Raw genomic sequence first — 18,156 nt, forward strand, 5'->3', positions numbered from 1 at the left:
TGAACTGTCCCGGTTTGCCGGAACAGTCACGTATGCCCTTGGCTCACTCCCCTGGGTGATCTGCCGCGTACGCATAGTCCGTTCGGGCCATTCAAGATTGGGCCCGAAGGGGGTGTTGCGCTGTGCCCACCTTCCGTAACGTCCTCAACTGGTAGCGGTGAATATGCCGCTGCCGCCGTGGGGGAGCCTCGATTCGGGAGAGGACGGCGCCGGCATGGGCTGGGTAACCGACTGGAGTGCGCAGGCAGCCTGCCGCACTACCGATCCGGATGAACTGTTCGTACAAGGGGCAGCGCAGAACAGGGCCAAGGCGGTGTGCACCGGATGCCCGGTGCGGACCGAATGCCTGGCCGACGCGCTCGACAACCGCGTCGAGTTCGGCGTGTGGGGGGGGATGACCGAGCGGGAGCGGCGCGCACTGTTGCGCAGGCGCCCCACGGTCACTTCCTGGCGCAGACTGCTCGAGACCGCGCGTACGGAATACGAGCGCAGCGCGGGCATCCTGCCCGTGGGCCTCGATGACGACGAGACATACGAGACATATGCGGCGGTGGGGTAGCCACCCGCTGTAGCTCGTACGAGCGTTACGCAGCTCCGGCCGGGGTGCGACCACCGGTCGCGAGTCGGTCACCGATGGCCCGAAGCCCCACGAGATCATGTACGTCGCCGGGCAGAGCGGCCACTTGGGCCACCGCCACTTCGGGGTGGAGCGCGGTGAAGCGGTCGCGCGTTCGCTGTTCACGTGCGAGTACCTGCATGCGTTCGGCGTGCAGGCGCAGCAGTCCTGCGGTCAGCTGCTCTGTGGTGTGCTCCCCTTGACCGTCATAGGCATGGGCGGCTTCGTGGGCTTCATGGTCCTCGGGGCGGTGCTCCACGGTGGTGTGCTGCACGGGGCTGGGCTCCACGGGGGCGTGCTCCACGGGCGGGGATTCGGGAGAGGCGCCCGTGGCGTCACGAACACCAGTCTTCCCGGACTCCTGATCCACAATGCCGCCCTCGTCAAGATTTTCTGCGGCGGCAAGTGCCCGCTCGGCAGACAGCCGGGCGGCGCCGCTTCCGTGGACCCGGTTGAGCACCAGACCGGCGAGCGGCATCTCCTCCGCCCCCAGCCGCTCCACGAAGTACGCCGCCTCGCGCAGCGCGTCCCGCTCGGGTGCCGCGACCACCAGGAACGCCGTGCCGGGAGCCTGCAGCAGCCGATAGGTCGCGTCCGCGCGGGTGCGGAAGCCGCCGAACATGGTGTCCATCGCGGCCACGAAGGTCTGTACGTCGCGCAGGAGTTGACCGCCCAGCAGCTTGCCCAGCGTCCCCGTCATCATCGACATGCCGACATTCAGGAACTTCATCCCGGCCCGGCCGCCCATCTTCGCCGGAGCCATCAGCAGCTTGATGAACTTGCCGTCCAGGAACGATCCGAGACGCTTGGGCGCGTCCAGGAAGTCCAGGGCCGAGCGCGACGGCGGGGTGTCGACGACGATCAGATCCCAGTCGTCGCGGGCGCGCAGCTGCCCCAGCTTCTCCATCGCCATGTACTCCTGCGTGCCCGCGAAACCGGCCGACAGGGACTGGTAGAAGGGGTTCTCCAGGATCGCGCGGGACCGCTCGCCGTCCGCGTGCGCCTCGACGATCTCGTCGAAGGTCCGCTTCATGTCCAGCATCATGGCGTGCAGTTCACCCCCGCCCTCGATGCCCTTGACCCTGCGCGGGGTGTTGTCGAGGGAGTCGATGCCCATGGACTGGGCGAGCCTGCGGGCCGGGTCGATGGTCAGGACGACCACCTTGCGACCGCGCTCCGCCGCTCGTAGGCCGAGAGCCGCCGCGGTCGTCGTCTTGCCGACGCCGCCGGCGCCGCAGCACACGATGATGCGGGTGGCCGGATTGTCGATGAGCGGGTCGATTTCGAGCGGGGCCGACGCGTCCAGGGTCATGAGGCAGCCTCTTGCTTCCGCAGTTCCTTCGCCAGTTGGTAGAGCCCGGCCAGGTGGACTCCCTCGCTCAGCAGGGGGAGTTCGTACGACGGCAGCTCCAGGCCGTCCAGCGCGGCACGCTGCTCGCGCTCCAGCTCGACGCGCTGGGCATGGTCCCTGGCCTGCTCCAGGAGCGGCGTGACGAGCTTCGCGGAGCCGCTGACGCCGGCCGCCGTGAGCGTCTTGGCGATGTCCGCGCGCCGGTCGCCGGCGGCGTTGCGCACCGCCTCCTCGTCGAGGATGTGCGGCCGCACCATGTTCACGATCACCTTGCCGACCGGGAGGCCCGCGGCGCGAAGTTCGGCGACACCGTCCGCGGTCTCCTGGACCGGCATCTCCTCCAGCAGCGTCACCAGATGGACGGCCGTCTCCGGTGACTTGAGGACACGCATCACGGCCTGGGCCTGATTGTGTATCGGGCCGAACTTGGCCAGCCCCGCCACCTCGTCGTTGACGTTCAGAAAGCGGGTGATGCGGCCGGTGGGTGGTGCGTCCATCACCACGTAGTCGTACGCGTAGTTGCCCTGCTTCGTCTTGCGGCGTACGGCTTCGCAGGCCTTGCCAGTCAGCAGTACGTCCCGTACACCCGGCGCGACCGTCGTCGCGAAGTCGATCGCGCCGAGCTTCTGCAGCGCGCGTCCGGCCGAGCCCAGTTTGTAGAACATGTGGAGGTAGTCGAGGAGCGCCCGCTCGGCGTCGATGGCCAGCGCGAACACCTCGCCACCGCCGGAGGAGACGGCGATTTTCCGCTCCTCGTACGGCAGCGCCTCTGTCTCGAAGAGCTGTGCGATGCCTTGCCTCCCCTCGACCTCGACGAGGAGAGTCCGCTTTCCCTCGGTCGCGAGGGCGAGCGCGAGGGCGGCGGCGACCGTTGTCTTACCGGTACCGCCCTTGCCGCTGACGACCTGGAGCCTGCTCACGTATTCGAGCCTAACCAGTCGGGCGGTGGGCTACGCATGAGGCTGCCCGTCGGTGCGACTACAGTCGGCTCCATGACCAAGTGGGAATACGCGACCGTGCCCCTTCTCGTGCACGCGACCAAGCAGATTCTGGACACCTGGGGCGAGGACGGCTGGGAGCTCGTCCAGGTCGTTCCCGGGCCGAACAACCCCGAGCAGCTGGTGGCCTATCTGAAGCGGGAGAAGGCATGAGCGGCGTTGTCGACAGGAAGCTCGCCGAACTCGGGCTGACGCTGCCGGATGTCGTACCGCCGCTGGCCGCGTACCAGCCGGCCGTGGTGTCCGGTGCGTACGTTTACACCGCGGGCCAGCTCCCGATGGTGGAGGGCAAGCTTCCGGTCACCGGCAAGGTGGGTGGCGAGGTCACCGCCGAGGAGGCCAAGGAGCTGGCGCGGACCTGTGCGCTGAACGCACTGGCGGCCGTGAAGTCGGTCGTCGGCGATCTGGACCGGATCGCCCGAGTGGTGAAGGTCGTCGGCTTTGTCGCGTCGGCCGCGGACTTCACCGGCCAGCCCGGCGTGCTCAACGGCGCGAGCGAGCTGCTGGGCGAGGTGCTCGGCGACAAGGGTGTGCACGCGCGCAGCGCGGTGGGTGTCGCGGTGCTGCCGCTGGACGCTCCGGTCGAGGTCGAGATCCAGGTGGAGCTCGTTCAGGACTGACTCCTTGTCCGGGACTGAGTGCTCGCCCGTTCGGGGCTGACTTCCGGCTCGGGGCTGACTGCTCGTTCGGGACTGACTGCTCGTTCAGGACCGGCTCCTGGTCCAGGACTGACTGCACGTTCAGGACTTGACGGAGCCCGGCCGCGCCCCGGTGGAGCTCGTCCGGCCTGAAGTGCCTGTTCAAGTGGTGTGTGGGGCCCCGTGCCCGCCGGCTTCCGGCGAGTGCGGGGCCCCACTCGTCTTTGGTATTCCCTTGCAACTCTCTTGACGTGGACGCGTCGACGGGTGTGGTCTGTCCACGGTTAGGAACGTTTCCTAACCATCTGAACGTCACGCATACGCACCGCACATCGTGTACCTCCTCCATCCCGTCGTCCCCAACGAAAGTGGGAGGGATCCGTGGCACCAACCCCCCGCCGGTCGCGCCGAGCGATCGGAGCCCTCGTGGCCGCGGCCACAGCAGCGTTAACCGTGGCCCTGCCGACCTTGAGCAATGCCCAGCCCATCGCCCCCGGGGCAGCGGCCGTCAAGGCAGCGCCCGTCCGGTACGAAGCCGAAACGGCGACGATCTCGCAGGGCGTGGCCGAGTCCAACCACACCGGCTTCTCCGGCACCGGTTTCGTCAACTACACCAATGTCGCCGGTGGCTATGTGGAGTTCACCGTGGACGCCCCGGCGGCGGGCAGCGCCACCCTGGCGCTCGGCTTCGCCAACGGCACGACCGGCAACCGCCCGCTGGACATCTCCGTGAACGGAGCCGTCGCCGCCCCCCACCAGGCCTTCCAGCCCACCGGCGCCTGGACCACCTGGTCCACCGTGACCACCACGGTCGCACTCAAGGCCGGCGCCAACACCGTTCGTGCCACCGCCGCAGCCGCCGAGGGTGGCCCCAACCTGGACTTCATCGACGTCACCCCCGCTGACGGACAGGCCGGCACGGACTACGAGGCAGAAGCCGGGACGATCTCCCAGGGCGTCGTCGAGTCCAACCACGCCGGCCACTCCGGCACCGGCTTCGTCAACTACAACGCCGTGACAGGCGCGTACGTGGAGTTCACCGTCGACTCCGCGCAGGCGGCCAACGCCAAACTGGACTTCCGCTACGCCAACGGCACCGCCGCAAGCCGTCCGCTGGACATCACCGTGAACGGCACCAACGTCGCCGACGACCTCGCGTTCCCCGGCACCGGAGCCTGGACCACCTGGAAGACCGCCACCGCCAACGCGGCACTCAAGGCGGGCAGCAACAAGATCCGCGCCACCACGGTCGCGGGCGACGGCCCCAACCTGGACAAGCTCACCGTCACCGCGAGCGGGCCGGCCGACACCGAGAAGCCGACCCCGCCCGCGAACCTGCGCAAGGACAAGGAGCCGACGGCGAGCACCGTCTCGCTGGCCTGGGACGCGTCCACCGACAACGTCAAGGTCGTCGGCTACGACATCTACCAGCACGGCCAGCTGATGAAGCAGGTCGACGGCGGCACCCTCGCCGCCACGGTGGAGAACCTCAACCCCGAGACGTCGTACGACTGGACCGTCTTCGCTCGTGACGCCGCCGCCAATGTCTCGGTCGCGAGCAACGCCGTCACCATCGCGACGCTGCCCGCACCGCCGGACAACGAGGCGCCGAGCATTCCGGGCAATCTGCGCTTCCCCGGCAAGACCGCGACCAGTGTCGACCTCGCCTGGAACGCCTCCACGGACAATGTGAAGGTCACGGGGTACGACATCTACCGCGACGGCGCGAACGCCGGAACCTCCGACTCCACCTCGACGACCATCGCGGGCCTGAAGGCCAACACCGCGTACAGGTTCAAGGTCAGGGCCTTCGACCTGAAGGGCAACAAGTCGGAGTTCAGCCCGGAGATCACCGTCACCACCGGCGGCAGCCGGCCCGGCGGCGTCCCCGACCCGGGCACGGTCTCCACCGTCGCGAGCGGCGTGGATGTCGCCTGGGGCGTGGGATTCCTGCCCGACGGCTCCGGCGTCTACACCGAGCGGAACACCTTCAACGTCTACAAGCTGACCAAGTCCGGCCAGAAGACGCTGATCGGCAGGGTTCCCAATGCCGTGACCACGGGCGGCGAGGGCGGTCTGCTGGGAATCGAGATCAGTCCCGGCTTCAACACCGACCACTACGTCTACTTCGCCCACACCGCGGCCGAGGGCAACCGCATCGTGCGGATGAAGTACGAGAACAACGCGCTGAGCGACTACAAGATCCTGCTCCAGGGCATGGAGAAGAGCCGCTTCCACAACGGTGGCCGACTGCGCTTCGGCCCCGACGGCAAGCTGTACGCCTCCATGGGCGACGCACAGAGCGGCAGCCGGGCGCAGGACAAGAACTCGCTCAACGGCAAGATCCTGCGCATCAACGCGGACGGCACCATCCCGTCGGACAACCCGTTCGGCAACGCCGTCTGGAGCCTCGGCCACCGCAACCCGCAGGGTCTCGACTTCGACTCCCAGGGCCGGCTCTGGCAGGCGGAGTTCGGCAACAGCAATATGGACGAGGTCAACCTCATCCAGAAGGGCGGCAACTACGGCTGGCCCAACTGTGAGGGCACGAGTGGCAGTTGCTCCGGCTACATCGCGCCCAAGAAGACCTGGCCGACCAGTCAGGCCTCACCCAGTGGCCTGACGATCATCAATGACCATGTCTTTGTCGCCACCACCGTCGGCCAGCGCGTCTACCGGCTGCGCATCGACTCCAGCAGCAACCTGGTCGAGCAGAAGACGTACTTCCAGGGGACGTACGACCGGCTTCGTACGGTCGAGGTCGACCATGACGGCGACATCTGGCTCACCACGTCGACGGACAAGGACGGCACCAACGGCAACGACCGGGTCCTGCTGATCGACATCGTCTACTCGGGCGGCAGTCCGCAGCCCGGCGATTTCAAGCTGACCAGCACTGCCTTCAACGACAACGCCAATATCCCGGCGAAGTACACCTGCGCAGGGGACGGCACTGCGGGCCAGGACCCGTCGCCGCCGCTTGCGTGGGGCGCGGGAGGTTCCGCGGCGAAGAGCTATGCGATCGTCTTCGCCGATATCGCCAACAACGGAAACAAACTGCACTGGGCGATCTGGGACGTACCGGCGTCGAAGCTCTCGCTTCCGGAGGCGCTGGGGTCCGGCTTCAATGTCCCGGGCCAGGACGGCGCGAAGCAGAAGGCGATGGGCAGTGGGGCGAACTCGCAGCAGTTCTTCGGCCCGTGTCCGGGCGGCTCCACGCACCCGTACACCTTCACGCTGTACGCGGTGAACGCGGCGACCGTGCCGGGGCTGACCTCGGGCTCGACGATGGCCCAGATCGAGACGGCGATCAAGAACGCGAGCACCGCGAATGTGAAGCTGCGCGGTAGCTCAAACGCCGGTACCTGAGTGTTCGAGGGGCGGCCCGTTTCACCGGCCGCCCCTCGAACATCACGGCGGATGCGCATAGCATCCGCCCATGTCCAATGGTCAGTGGTACCCGCCGGAGTGGCCGGACCGGATTCGCGCGCTCGCGAGCGGTGAGCTCACCGCGGTGACGCCGAAGCGGGCGGCGACCGTGATGCTGCTGCGCGACACGGTGGACGGCCCTGCCGTGCACATGCTGCGCCGACGTGCCTCCATGGCTTTCGCCGGAGGCGCGTACGTGTATCCGGGCGGCGGCGTGGACGAACGCGACGACGATCACCTGGTGCGGTGGGCGGGCCCTGCGCTGACGGCCTGGGCGTCCCGTCTGGGCACCGGTCCTGCCGAGGCCCAGGCCATTGTGTGCGCGGCGGTGCGGGAGACGTACGAGGAGGCGGGCGTCCTGCTCGCGGGCCCGACGCCCGACACGGTCGTCGGCGACACGACGGGCGACGACTGGGAGGCGGACCGCCAGGCACTGGTCGACCGGGACCTGTCCTTCGCGGACTTCCTGGACCGCCGGGGTCTGGTGCTGCGCTCGGACCTGCTGGGCGCGTGGGCACGCTGGATCACTCCGGAGTTCGAGCCGCGCCGGTACGACACATGGTTCTTCGTGGCGGCACTCCCGGAGGGCCAGCGGACACGGAACGCCTCGACGGAGGCGGACCGCGCGGTCTGGATCCGCCCGCAGGAGGCGACGGCGGGCTACGACAAGGGCGACCTGCTGATGATGCCGCCGACGGTCTCCACGCTGCGGGCGCTGCAGCCGTACGCCACGGCGGCCTCGGCGCTGGCAGCGGCGGGGGAGCAGGACCTGACCCCGATCCTGGCCCGGGCGCGGCTGGAGGGCGGGGAACTGGTGCTGAGCTGGCCGGGGCACGACGAATTCACGAAGCACATTCCGACGGGGGGTGGCGCGCAGTGACACGGGGCGGTACGGCACGGCTGACGGTGCGCGGGAGGCACGCGGCGCCTTGCGCCGGGTGTGGGGTGGAGTTGCGGGTGTCGCGGCTGGTGTCGCGGCGTGGTGATGTGCGCCTGCGGGCGTCGGCTGCGGGCCGCGCCGGACGTGCGGCGCAGTCGCTCCTGTCGCAGGGGCGCCCTTCGCACCGCCCCGCTTCGCACCGCCCCGCTTCGTACCGCCCCGCCGCGGAGCCGCTCGCCGTAACCGTCAGCCATCCCGGAGGTACCCGATGACCGACGCCGCTTCGCTGCCCGGGCAGCCCCGTGGTGGTGTGCTCTCCGGGCCCGCCACCGTCCGTGCCGTCAATGTCCTCGCACCCAACGCCTCCGCGATGACCCTCGACGGCACCAACACCTGGATCGTCTCCGAGCCCGACTCCGAGCTCGCCGTCGTCATCGACCCCGGGCCCCTCGACGACATACACCTCCAGGCCGTCATCGCCACCGCCGAGAAGGCGGGCAAGCGGGTCGCCCTGACCCTCCTCACCCACGGCCATCCCGACCACGCCGAGGGCGCCGGGCGCTTCGCCGAGTTGACGCGTACGCACGTCCGCGCCCTCGACCCCGCGCTGCGGCTCGGTGGCGAAGGGCTCGCCGCCGGTGACGTGATCACCACCGGCGGGCTCGAGATGCGGGTCGTCCCCACGCCCGGCCACACCTCCGACTCGCTCTGCTTCCACCTCCCCGCGGACCGGGCGGTGCTGACCGGTGACACGGTCCTCGGGCGCGGCACGACTCTCGTCGCGCACCCGGACGGGAGGCTCGGGGACTATCTCGACTCTCTCCGCCGGCTGCGCTCACTCACGGTCGACGACGGCGTGCATACGGTGCTGCCGGGCCACGGCCCCGTACTCGACGACGCCCAGGGCGCGGTCGAGTTCTATCTGGCACACCGCGCGCACCGCCTCGCCCAGGTGGAGACGGCCGTCGAGAACGGTCACCTCACCGCGGCCGAGGTGGTTGCGCATGTCTACGCGGACGTGGACAGGTCGCTCTGGCCGGCCGCCGAGCTGTCGGTGCGGGCGCAGCTGGAGTATCTGCGCGAGCACGGCCTGATCGAACAGGGCTAGGAGAACCAGGACTGGGAGAACCAGGACTGGGAGAACAGGGCTGGGAGCAGCCCGAGCGACCCCTCACGCTCGATGAATTGACCCATGCTTTACGCTCCGCTTACTTCTGGCATCCGCTACTTCCGGGGCCTGCGCTGCCGGGCCCCGTCCCTGGGGGGACCACCGTGTTTGTCCTGTTCATCGTGCTCATCATCGCCGCGGCCGTGATGTATTTCGTCGCCCGCGGCGGCGAGCGCCGCGGCCTCAGAGTGGGTGCCCTCGGCGCGCTGATAGCCGGCCTCTTCGCCGGCGTCTCCAGCTGCGTGCACATCGTCAGCGCCTACGAGGTCGGCGTCCCGGTCACCTTCGGCAGGGTCGGCACGCCCATGACGCCGGGGATGAACTTCACGTCGCCGTTCACCGACGTCACCACGTTCTCCACCCGCCCGGTGGACCTCAACCTCTCCGACAAGGATGTGGTCGAGGTGCGCTCCTCACAGGGCGGTGTGATGTACGTGGAGATCACCGTGAAGTGGGCGGTGACCCCGGCCAAGGCCATTGAGCTCTACAAGCTCGCCGGCAGCGAGGGCGCCATCCAGCAGCGGCTGGTCTTCCCGGACAGTCGGGAGATCATTCGCAATGTCTTCGCCCGCCACACCAGCGAGGAGGGCTACACCTCCGCCCGCGAGAAGATCAACAGCGAGATCGGTGATCTGATCAAGGAGCGCCTCGCCCCGCGCGGTATCGACGTCACCACCGTCAACCTGCGCAATGTGAAGCCGTCCGACCGGCTGCAGGACCAGATCGACCGCAAGATCCAGCAGCAGCAGGCCACGGAGCGGGCGACCGAGGCGGCGCGCACGGCGAAGGCGGAGGCCGAGCGGCGCAGGATCGAGGCTGAGGGCATCGCCAAGGCCAACAAGATCCTGAACGACTCGCTCAGCGACAAGGTCCTGACGAACCAGTGCATCGAGGCGTTCAAGGAGGCGGCCGCGAAGCACCCGGTGTATGCCGTGCCGTGTGGTGGCGGCTCGGGGAACCCGCTGATCGTGGACGGCACCAAGAACTGACATCTCACGTACGTGCGAGCGGTACGTACGAGCGCAGGTACGAGAAGGGCCGCCCCGGAGTCGACCGGGGCGGCCCTTGCCGTATGTCTGGTGACCAGCGCGTGCCTGGTGACTGGCGCGTGTCCGCTGACTAGCGCGAGCGCTTTGCGAGGCGCTCCACGTCCAGCAGGATCACCGCACGCGCCTCCAGCCGCAGCCAGCCGCGCTGCGCGAAGTCCGCGAGCGCCTTGTTCACGGTCTCGCGGGAGGCGCCGACCAGCTGGGCCAGTTCTTCCTGCGTCAGATCGTGCACGACGTGGATGCCCTCCTCCGACTGCACACCGAAGCGGCGCGACAGGTCGAGGAGCGCGCGGGCCACGCGCCCCGGGACGTCGGAGAAGACCAGGTCGGACATCTGGTCGTTGGTCTTGCGCAGTCGGCGGGCGACGGCGCGCAGCAGGGCCGTGGCCACCTCGGGCCTGACGTTCAGCCAGGGCTGCAGATCGCCGTGGCCCAGGCCGAGGAGCTTGACCTCGGTCAGCGCGGTGGCGGTCGCGGTACGCGGGCCCGGGTCGAAGAGGGACAGCTCACCGATCAGCTCGCCCGGGCCGAGGACGGCGAGCATGTTCTCGCGGCCGTCGGGGGACGTGCGGTGGAGCTTGACCTTGCCTTCGGTGACCACGTAGAGGCGGTCGCCGGGGTCGCCCTCGTGGAAGAGCGCATCGCTACGGGCGAGCGTCACTTCACTCATCGAGGCGCGGAGCTCCGCGGCCTGCTCGTCATCGAGCGCCGCGAAGAGCGGGGCGCGCCGCAGAACGTCGTCCACGAGTTCTCTCCTTGTCGACCTGCTCAGGGACCGTGGCCCCATGATGCCGGACCGCGCAGTGCTAGTCCGGAGGCAACCCCCGGACCCCCGGCAAGTAAATATTCGTGCGATCAATCACAACAAGTTTGACGCACTGGTGTGCCTGTTCGTGCGGCGGGGGCCCGATTGGGTCCTGATTGCTGGTGACCGCGGCGGATGTCAGTGGGGCCCCTTAGGCTGGCCGGGTGTCCAATTCGCCGGTGAGAGCGCAGGCCAAGGGGGCTGGAAGAGTGTCCGGAAAGCAGAATTCCGCTGTGGGCGAACAGTCCTCGCCCAGCCCTAAGAAACCGAACAAAACGCCCAAACCGGAATCGAGATTGGGGATGGTCCGTCGCGCACGCCGGATCAACCGGGAGCTCGCCGAGGTCTATCCGTACGCCCACCCGGAGCTGGACTTCGTCAATCCCTTTCAGCTGCTCGTCGCCACGGTCCTGTCCGCCCAGACGACCGACCTGAGGGTGAACCAGACCACGCCCGCACTCTTCGCGAAGTACCCCACGCCCGAGGACATGGCCGCCGCCGTGCCCGAGGAGCTGGAGGAGATCATCCGCCCGACGGGCTTCTTCCGGGCCAAGGCGAAAGCTCTCATCGGCCTGTCCGCCGCCCTCCGGGACAACTTCGGCGGCGAGGTTCCGGGCCGGCTGAAGGATCTGGTGACGCTGCCCGGTGTCGGACGCAAGACGGCAAATGTGGTCCTGGGCAATGCATTCGGTGTACCGGGCCTCACTGTCGACACACACTTCGGCCGCCTGGTGCGCCGCTGGAAGTGGACCGAGCAGGAGGACCCGGAGAAGGTCGAGGCGGAGATCGCCGCGATCTTCCCGAAGTCCGAGTGGACGATGCTCTCGCACCGGATCATCTTCCACGGCCGCCGTATCTGCCACGCCCGCAAGCCGGCTTGCGGCGCCTGTCCCATCGCGCACCTCTGCCCGTCGTACGGGGAGGGCGAGACGGACCCCGAGAAGGCGAAGAAGCTTCTCAAGTACGAGCTGGGCGGCCAGCCGGGCCAGCGGCTGAGCCCGCCCCCGGACTACCCGGGCACGTCCGCGCCGCCCCTGGGGGCAGCCGGGTGACGCCACGCCCCGAGCCGCCCGCCGGACGACTCACGGAACGGTCCACGCGCCCCGAGGCGTTGTGCACGAGGGGATGCCGATGACGCGCGCGGGAGAAGAGACGTACGACAAGACGCAGGACGAGACGCCGGACGAGACGTACGGAAAGACCTACGACGAGACGTCCGGCAAGACGTACGAGAAGAGCTACGACGGGCGATACGACGGCGATGTGGCCGTCACGACCGAAGGTCTGCCCGAATGGCTCGACCCCGTCGTGCGCGCCGCCCGCACCGTCGAGCCGGAGCAGCTCAGCCGCTTTCTGCCGCCCGAGAGTGGCCGGGGCAGGCAGTCCGCCGTCCTGATCCTCCTGGGCGAGGGCGCCAATGGCCCCGAGCTGCTCCTCATGGAGCGCGCGGGCAGCCTCCGCTCGCATCCGGGGCAGCCCTCCTTCCCGGGCGGCGCCCTCGACCCGGAGGACGGCGACCCGGCCACCACGGGCCCGCTGCGCGCCGCGCTCCGCGAGGCCGAGGAGGAGACCGGCCTCGACCCGGCCGGTGTCCAGATCTTCGGCGTCCTGCCCAGGCTCTACATCCCGGTGAGCAGTTTCGTTGTCACGCCCGTATTGGGTTGGTGGCGCATCCCGAGCCCTGTCGGAGCTGTCGATCCCGCGGAGACCGCGAGGGTCTTCACGGTGCCCGTGGCGGATCTCACGGACCCGTCCCACCGCGCGACCGCCGTGCACCCGAGCGGTCACAGCGGGCCGGCGTTTATGGTCGAAGGGGCTCTGGTCTGGGGTTTCACCGCCGGTGTCATCGACCGGATCCTGCACTTCGCCGGATGGGAGAGACCATGGGACCGCTCCAAGCAGGTCCCCTTGGACTGGCGCTCATGACAGTGTGACCTTCAGCCGCTCCAGCCGGACGGAGCGACGAACGACTGCGAGGCTATTGACGGTGAACGTGCTGGACATCCTGTTGCTGGTCGCCGCCGTGTGGTTCGCGATCGTCGGCTATCGCCAGGGTTTTGTCGTCGGCATCCTGTCGGTGATCGGTTTCCTCGGCGGCGGCCTCGTCGCGGTCTATCTGCTCCCTGTCATCTGGGGCCAGCTGACCAATGATTCCGATGTGTCGACGACGGCCGCGATCGTCGCCGTAGTGATCGTGATCGTCTGTGCCTCGATAGGCCAGGCCTTCACCACCCACCTCGGCAACAGACTGCGCCGGTTCATCACGTGGTCGCCCGCCCGCGCGCTGGACGCGACCGGTGGCGCGCTGGTCAATGTGGTCGCGATGCTGCTCGTCGCCTGGCTGATCGGCTCCGCGCTGGCGGGCACGTCCCTGCCCACGCTCGGCAAGGAGGTCCGTAACTCCAAGGTGCTGCTCGGCGTCTCCAGGGTGATGCCCAGTCAGGCGAACACCTGGTTCACGGACTTCTCCTCCGTCCTCGCGCAGAACGGCTTCCCGCAGGTCTTCAGCCCGTTCGCCAACGAGCCCATCACCGAGGTCCAGGCCCCGGACCCGGCGCTTGCGGGCAGCCCGGTCGCCGCCCGCGCCCAGCAGTCCATCGTCAAGGTCGTCGGTACGGCTCCGAGCTGCGGCAAGGTCCTCGAAGGCAGCGGATTTGTCTTCTCCGACCGCCGGGTGATGACCAACGCCCATGTCGTCGGCGGCGTCAACGAGCCGACCGTGCAGATCGGCGGCGAGGGCAAGCTGTACGACGCGAAGGTCGTCCTCTACGACTGGCAGCGCGACATTGCCGTACTGGACGTCCCCGACCTCAAGGCGCAGCCGCTCAGGTTCAGCGAGACGGACGCGCGCAGCGGCAACAGCGCGATCGTCGCGGGCTTCCCGGAGAACGGCTCGTACGACGTCCGCTCGGCCCGTGTGCGCGGCCGGATCAATGCCAACGGCCCCGACATCTACCGCCGCGGCACCGTGCGCCGCGATGTCTACTCGCTCTTCACGACGGTCCGTCAGGGCAACTCCGGCGGCCCGCTGCTCACGCCGGACGGCAGGGTGTACGGCGTCATCTTCGCCAGGTCACTGGACGACGCGGACACCGGTTATGCCCTGACGGCCGACGAGATCCGCGACGACATCACACGCGGCCTGACCGCCAACCAGCAGGTCGACAGCCAGGGATGCGCGCTGTAGCGGCGTTCTGTAGCGGCGGCGTGGAGGCGGAACCGGGCGTCAGCCGCGGGTATGCCGCAATCGCGCCGAGACCCAGCGGGCCCGGCGCCTCAGGATGTGGGGAATGCCGATCCCCTGCCCCGGATGCTCATGGCCCGCACCTTGAGGGCCACCCCTCTCGTGGGTGATCGGCCCAGCGGCCGAGCGGCGGTTGCGTGCTGCGTCACCGTAGTCGTGCGTCCAGCCCATGTATCGACGTGTGCCCGTGCGCCATGGTCGGTAACCGCGTCAGGGGCGGCCAATTGGCCTATGCGCCAGGCATTTGGCTGTGCGTAGTACAAGCGTTCCATTGGGTTTATGGGATGTCCCGGTCGGGGCCCATCGGCGGGTCCGGCGTTCGAGTCCGGCGTTCGAGCCGGGCGTTCGGGCCACCGGTCGGGCCCGGCGTTCGGGTCCGCCGTTCGAGCCCAGGGTTCGGGTCCACCGGTCCGGCTCCGGGCTCGGGTCTACCGGTCCGGCTCCGGGTCCTTCAGCCAGTTGATGAGCTCCGTCGAGAACGCCACCGGATCCTCCTCATGGGGGAAGTGGCCCAGGCCGTCGAACAGCCGCCAGCGGTACGGCGCTTCCACGTACTCGCCCGACCCCGCCGCGCTGCGCGTCCGCATCGCCGGGTCCAAGGAGCCGTGCAGATGCAGCGTAGGCACCCGCACCGGGCGCTTCATCCGGCGGTTGAACTGGATGCCGTCCGGCCGAGCCATCGACCGCACCATCCACCGGTACGGCTCGATCGAGCAGTGCGCCGTCGACGGGATGCTCATCGCCCGCCGGTAGACCCCGACCGCATCCTCGTCCGGCAGCTGCGGCCCGGACCAGTCCTGGATCAGCTTGCCCACCAAGGCCGCGTCGTCCGCGACGAGCTGACGCTCCGGAAGCCACGGCCGCTGGAAGCCCCAGATGTACGAACCCGCGCGGCTCTGCGAGAAGTCGGAGAGCATCGCCGAGCGCCACCGCCGCGGATGCGGCATCGAGGAGACCGCGAGCCGGCGCACCAGCTTCGGCCGCATCACCGCCGCGGTCCACGCCAGATACCCGCCCAGGTCGTGCCCGACCAGCGCCGCGTCCGGCTCGCCCAGCGAGCGCACCACGCCCGTGATGTCGAGCGCGAGGTTCGCGGGGTCGTAGCCCCGCGGCGTACGGTCGCTGCCGCCCACGCCCCGCAGATCCATCGCCACCGCCCGGAACCCCGCGTCGGCGAGCGCTGTCAGCTGATGCCGCCATGTCCACCAGAACTGCGGAAAGCCGTGGAGCAGCAGCACCAGCGGCCCGTCGCCCATCTCGGCGATGTGGAAGCGCGCACCGTTGGCCGCCACGTCGCGGTGGGTCCAGGGACCTTCGATGCGTACGGGGCTGCCGGCGCTGGCGAAGCCGCCGGGGTGGGTATCAGGGGCCGTCATGCAGACGAGCGTGCCACACCTGGACACCCGGCGTTTGCCAGGGCGGCCCGGATACGGACCAAGCCCGGCGCCCGCCGCCGACGCCGACGGTGCTCACCGGCTCCCTCGGACCCGCCGGGCCCCTGGCTCAGACGGAGACCTTGTTCTGCGCCGCCCGGGGGTGCGGCTTGACGCTCTGCAGTACGGCCGCCGTCTGCTTGGCCGAAGCGATGGACTTCTCCGGCGGCTTGACCTTCTTGAACTTGGTCACGGCGAGCAGCGCCGCCAGCGCCGCCAGCACCAGGAACGCCCCGCCCACGATCAGGAACGACCAGGCGAGGCCAAGACCCAGATTGTGGATCCCGTACGCCGCGGCAAAGCTCAGCACCGGCAGCGAGAAGAGCGCGAACACTCCCGCGACGCTGATGGCCGCTCCGCCGATCGCGCCGCGCCTGACGTCCTGTCGCAGTTCCGCCTTGGCCAGGGCGATCTCGTCGTGCACAAGCGCGGACATCTCGGCGGTCGCCGAGGCGACCAACTGGCCGAGACTGCGGTCGGCGCCGACGGCGTTCGCCGTGCTGTTGCCGGGGTCGCTCATCGCTGACTCCCTCTCCATCATCTACGGATCCGATGTCAGATCATGCCGGACTGCCGAGCATTGTGCCCCGCCAGGGGTCTTGTGGGGCTGCCCGCTTCGCACGTGCCGCCGGGAGGTGAACGTTGGACGTTGCTTCGTCCGCTGATACGCATTCGGGGACGCGCGGCCAATGGGCAGGGCTCGGGCAGGGCTCCGAGGCGGCCCGGGCGAGTCAGATCACGCAGGACTGTCGATTCCGTCGCGGGACGCCCCCGCCAGCTCTGCCTTGCGACGGTGCTCCGCCGCCTTCTCCTCGTAGATCGCCGCCATCCGCAGGTGGTACTCGGGATTGTCCTGCTCGTAGATGTCGGGGATGCCGTCCTGGTCCTCGTCGCGCTCCTCGTCCTCGCACAGCGCCCGGTACTTGCGCACCCGCAGCTTGAGCAGAATCCCGGACAGTACGGCGGCGATCAGCGAGCCCATCAGAACCGCGGCCTTGACCTCGTCGGTCAGTGCCGCGTTGCCGGCGAAGGCGAGTTCGCCGATGAGGAGGGAGACGGTGAAGCCGATGCCGGCGAGTGAGGCGACGGCGAGGACGTCCGGCCAGGCGAGGTCGTCATTGAGCTCGGCCCTGGTGAAGCGAGCCGCCAGCCAGGTGCCGCCGAAGACGCCGACGGTCTTGCCCACCACCAGACCGAGGACGACGCCAAGGGTCTCGGGCTTGGTGAAGACATCGGTGAGCGAGCTGCCGGAGACCGTGACACCCGCCGCGAAGAGCGCGAACAGCGGTACGGCGAGACCCGCGGAAACGGGTCGTACGAGGTGCTCGATGTGCTCGCCGGGGGAGTACTCCTCGCCGTCCCGCTTGGTGCAGCGCAGCATCAGGCCCATCGCGACACCCGCGATGGTGGAGTGGACGCCGCTGTTGTACGTCAGCCCCCAGATGACCAGGGCCAGCGGCACGTATACGTACCAGCCGCGCACGCCTTTGCGCAGCAGCAGCCAGAACACGGCGAGCCCGATCACGGCCCCGCCGAGCGCGGCGAAGTTCAGGTCGTCGGTGAAGAAAACCGCGATGATCAGGATCGCGAAGAGGTCGTCGACGACGGCGAGGGTCAGCAGGAACGCGCGCAGCGCGGACGGCAGCGAGGTGCCGATGACCGCGAGGACGGCGAGCGCGAAGGCGATGTCGGTGGCGGTCGGGACGGCCCAGCCGTCGGTGGATCCGCCGCTGATGACGGCGGTGAGGGTGTAGACGAGTGCGGGCACCACCATGCCGCAGATCGCCGCGATCACGGGGAGGGCGGCCGCCTTGGGGTCGCGCAGCTCGCCGGCGACCAGCTCGCGCTTGAGCTCGATGCCCGCGACGAAGAAGAAGATGGCGAGCAGCCCGTCGGCGGCCCAGTGCTGGACCGAGAGGTCGAGGCCGAGGGCGGCCGGGCCCATATGGAAGCTGCGTACGGATTCGTAGCTGTCGCTCAGCGGGGTGTTCGCCCAGATCAGCGCGGCGATCGTGGCTATCAGGAGGAGTACGCCACCGACGGTCTCGGCGCGCAGCGCGTCCGCGACGTATGTCCGCTCGGGCAGCGAAAGGCGTCCGAGGAACTTGCGGTTGGTGGGGGTGGGCGGCGCGGCCACGTCGTGGGACCTCCGGTCGGGTAGGCAGGGCGGAACACATGCCGACCAGACTTCCCGGCGCACCTAGTTTCTTATCGCGCCATTGACGCGGTCATTAGTTTACCCAAGAGCGCAAGGACGTATCCGGTGATCCTCACTTTAGGTGCATAAGGGGCGCGTGGCGCGATGCCGCCGGGCGGCCTGGTGCGTGTGCCTGCGGCGCGAACCGCCCGCCTCGGGGCGCCGGGCCCGGCTCCAACCCGTGCCGCAACCCATGGGACGCCAACCCGTCCGTGGCGAAGGGGTGCGGGCGCCCCGCGGGGGGCCGGCCCCCGCCCCCCACCCCCGGGGTCAGGGCGCGCGGGGCCCGCGCGGCCGCGTCGGCAGGGTAAGGGGCCACACCCCCGAGGGCGGGGGCGGGGGGGGAAA

At 69.2% G+C, this 18,156-nt stretch carries 17 protein-coding genes; 10 read left to right on the top strand and 7 right to left on the bottom strand.

Going from position 1 to position 18,156, the window contains the following annotated elements:
• Positions 1 to 214: 214 nt before the first annotated feature.
• Positions 215 to 559, top strand: a complete 345-nt coding sequence (locus ACFWDI_RS07405; protein ID WP_177149633.1) for a WhiB family transcriptional regulator — start codon at positions 215 to 217, stop codon at positions 557 to 559.
• Positions 560 to 584: 25 nt separating this feature from the next.
• Here ACFWDI_RS07405 and ACFWDI_RS07410 read toward each other — a convergent pair whose 3' ends face one another.
• Positions 585 to 1,928, bottom strand: coding sequence for an ArsA family ATPase (locus tag ACFWDI_RS07410; protein WP_385301843.1), 1,344 nt, complete (start codon positions 1,926 to 1,928; stop codon positions 585 to 587).
• The gene (locus tag ACFWDI_RS07415) at positions 1,925 to 2,887 is read right to left on the bottom strand and encodes an ArsA family ATPase (protein WP_385301844.1); all 963 of its coding nucleotides are present in this window, start codon (positions 2,885 to 2,887) and stop codon (positions 1,925 to 1,927) included. The genes ACFWDI_RS07410 and ACFWDI_RS07415 overlap by 4 nt, the downstream gene beginning before the upstream one ends.
• 72 nt (positions 2,888 to 2,959) lie before the next feature.
• On the opposite strand from ACFWDI_RS07415, the gene ACFWDI_RS07420 reads away from it, so the two are divergent.
• The 6 genes from ACFWDI_RS07420 (at position 2,960) to ACFWDI_RS07445 (ending at position 10,069) form a co-directional block, all read left to right on the top strand.
• A complete protein-coding gene (locus ACFWDI_RS07420) occupies positions 2,960 to 3,118 on the top strand; it encodes a DUF4177 domain-containing protein (RefSeq protein WP_003967454.1) in 159 nt (52 codons plus the stop codon).
• Positions 3,115 to 3,585 carry a RidA family protein gene (locus ACFWDI_RS07425; protein WP_362677939.1) on the top strand — a complete coding sequence of 157 codons (471 nt, stop codon included), beginning with the start codon at positions 3,115 to 3,117 and terminating at the stop codon, positions 3,583 to 3,585. The genes ACFWDI_RS07420 and ACFWDI_RS07425 overlap by 4 nt, the downstream gene beginning before the upstream one ends.
• 471 nt (positions 3,586 to 4,056) lie before the next feature.
• Complete coding sequence (locus ACFWDI_RS07430) at positions 4,057 to 6,972, top strand: PQQ-dependent sugar dehydrogenase (protein WP_385301845.1); 2,916 nt, start codon at positions 4,057 to 4,059, stop codon at positions 6,970 to 6,972.
• Positions 6,973 to 7,042: 70 nt separating this feature from the next.
• Positions 7,043 to 7,912 carry an NUDIX hydrolase gene (locus ACFWDI_RS07435; protein WP_385301846.1) on the top strand — a complete coding sequence of 290 codons (870 nt, stop codon included), beginning with the start codon at positions 7,043 to 7,045 and terminating at the stop codon, positions 7,910 to 7,912.
• A gap of 268 nt (positions 7,913 to 8,180) precedes the next feature.
• Positions 8,181 to 9,020, top strand: coding sequence for an MBL fold metallo-hydrolase (locus ACFWDI_RS07440; protein ID WP_385301847.1), 840 nt, complete (start codon positions 8,181 to 8,183; stop codon positions 9,018 to 9,020).
• Positions 9,021 to 9,184: 164 nt separating this feature from the next.
• Positions 9,185 to 10,069, top strand: a complete 885-nt coding sequence (locus ACFWDI_RS07445) for a prohibitin family protein (protein WP_385301848.1) — start codon at positions 9,185 to 9,187, stop codon at positions 10,067 to 10,069.
• A 130-nt stretch (positions 10,070 to 10,199) separates the two neighbouring features.
• Here ACFWDI_RS07445 and ACFWDI_RS07450 read toward each other — a convergent pair whose 3' ends face one another.
• A complete protein-coding gene (locus ACFWDI_RS07450) occupies positions 10,200 to 10,874 on the bottom strand; it encodes a Crp/Fnr family transcriptional regulator (protein ID WP_326651593.1) in 675 nt (224 codons plus the stop codon).
• A gap of 269 nt (positions 10,875 to 11,143) precedes the next feature.
• Here ACFWDI_RS07450 and nth point away from each other — a divergent pair, with 269 nt between their 5' ends.
• The 3 genes from nth to ACFWDI_RS07465 all read left to right on the top strand — a co-directional run bounded on the left by nth (position 11,144) and on the right by ACFWDI_RS07465 (position 14,121).
• On the top strand, positions 11,144 to 11,986 hold the full coding sequence (gene nth / locus ACFWDI_RS07455) for an endonuclease III (protein ID WP_385301849.1): 843 nt from the start codon (positions 11,144 to 11,146) through the stop codon (positions 11,984 to 11,986).
• A 79-nt stretch (positions 11,987 to 12,065) separates the two neighbouring features.
• Positions 12,066 to 12,860, top strand: coding sequence for an NUDIX hydrolase (locus ACFWDI_RS07460; RefSeq protein WP_385301850.1), 795 nt, complete (start codon positions 12,066 to 12,068; stop codon positions 12,858 to 12,860).
• A gap of 61 nt (positions 12,861 to 12,921) precedes the next feature.
• Positions 12,922 to 14,121 (top strand): MarP family serine protease, encoded by a 1,200-nt coding sequence (locus ACFWDI_RS07465; protein WP_327325159.1) that lies wholly within the window; start codon positions 12,922 to 12,924, stop codon positions 14,119 to 14,121.
• A 39-nt stretch (positions 14,122 to 14,160) separates the two neighbouring features.
• Here the strand turns inward: ACFWDI_RS07465 and ACFWDI_RS07470 are convergent, their stop codons facing one another.
• From ACFWDI_RS07470 to nhaA, 4 genes are all read right to left on the bottom strand, one after another.
• Positions 14,161 to 14,349 carry a hypothetical protein gene (locus ACFWDI_RS07470; protein WP_327325160.1) on the bottom strand — a complete coding sequence of 63 codons (189 nt, stop codon included), beginning with the start codon at positions 14,347 to 14,349 and terminating at the stop codon, positions 14,161 to 14,163.
• Positions 14,350 to 14,606: 257 nt separating this feature from the next.
• Entirely contained in the window at positions 14,607 to 15,554 is a 948-nt protein-coding gene (locus ACFWDI_RS07475; RefSeq protein WP_385301851.1) for an alpha/beta fold hydrolase, read from the bottom strand.
• A gap of 127 nt (positions 15,555 to 15,681) precedes the next feature.
• Complete coding sequence (locus ACFWDI_RS07480) at positions 15,682 to 16,131, bottom strand: phage holin family protein (RefSeq protein ID WP_385301852.1); 450 nt, start codon at positions 16,129 to 16,131, stop codon at positions 15,682 to 15,684.
• Positions 16,132 to 16,347: 216 nt separating this feature from the next.
• Positions 16,348 to 17,748, bottom strand: coding sequence for a Na+/H+ antiporter NhaA (gene nhaA / locus ACFWDI_RS07485; protein WP_385301853.1), 1,401 nt, complete (start codon positions 17,746 to 17,748; stop codon positions 16,348 to 16,350).
• Between the last annotated feature and the right edge of the window lie 408 nt (positions 17,749 to 18,156).

This window comes from Streptomyces sp. NPDC060064 (genome assembly GCF_042736455.1).
In the GTDB taxonomy this organism is placed as follows: domain Bacteria; phylum Actinomycetota; class Actinomycetes; order Streptomycetales; family Streptomycetaceae; genus Streptomyces.

Coding starts and splice junctions, on each gene's coding strand:
- ACFWDI_RS07405 (WP_177149633.1), top strand. CDS start 215: ATGGGCTGGGTAACCGACTGGAGTGCGCAGGCAGCCTGCCGCACTACC.
- ACFWDI_RS07480 (WP_385301852.1), bottom strand. CDS start 16,131: ATGAGCGACCCCGGCAACAGCACGGCGAACGCCGTCGGCGCCGACCGC.
- ACFWDI_RS07410 (WP_385301843.1), bottom strand. CDS start 1,928: ATGACCCTGGACGCGTCGGCCCCGCTCGAAATCGACCCGCTCATCGAC.
- ACFWDI_RS07425 (WP_362677939.1), top strand. CDS start 3,115: ATGAGCGGCGTTGTCGACAGGAAGCTCGCCGAACTCGGGCTGACGCTG.
- ACFWDI_RS07460 (WP_385301850.1), top strand. CDS start 12,066: ATGACGCGCGCGGGAGAAGAGACGTACGACAAGACGCAGGACGAGACG.
- ACFWDI_RS07435 (WP_385301846.1), top strand. CDS start 7,043: ATGTCCAATGGTCAGTGGTACCCGCCGGAGTGGCCGGACCGGATTCGC.
- ACFWDI_RS07420 (WP_003967454.1), top strand. CDS start 2,960: ATGACCAAGTGGGAATACGCGACCGTGCCCCTTCTCGTGCACGCGACC.
- ACFWDI_RS07475 (WP_385301851.1), bottom strand. CDS start 15,554: ATGACGGCCCCTGATACCCACCCCGGCGGCTTCGCCAGCGCCGGCAGC.
- ACFWDI_RS07440 (WP_385301847.1), top strand. CDS start 8,181: ATGACCGACGCCGCTTCGCTGCCCGGGCAGCCCCGTGGTGGTGTGCTC.
- ACFWDI_RS07470 (WP_327325160.1), bottom strand. CDS start 14,349: ATGGGCTGGACGCACGACTACGGTGACGCAGCACGCAACCGCCGCTCG.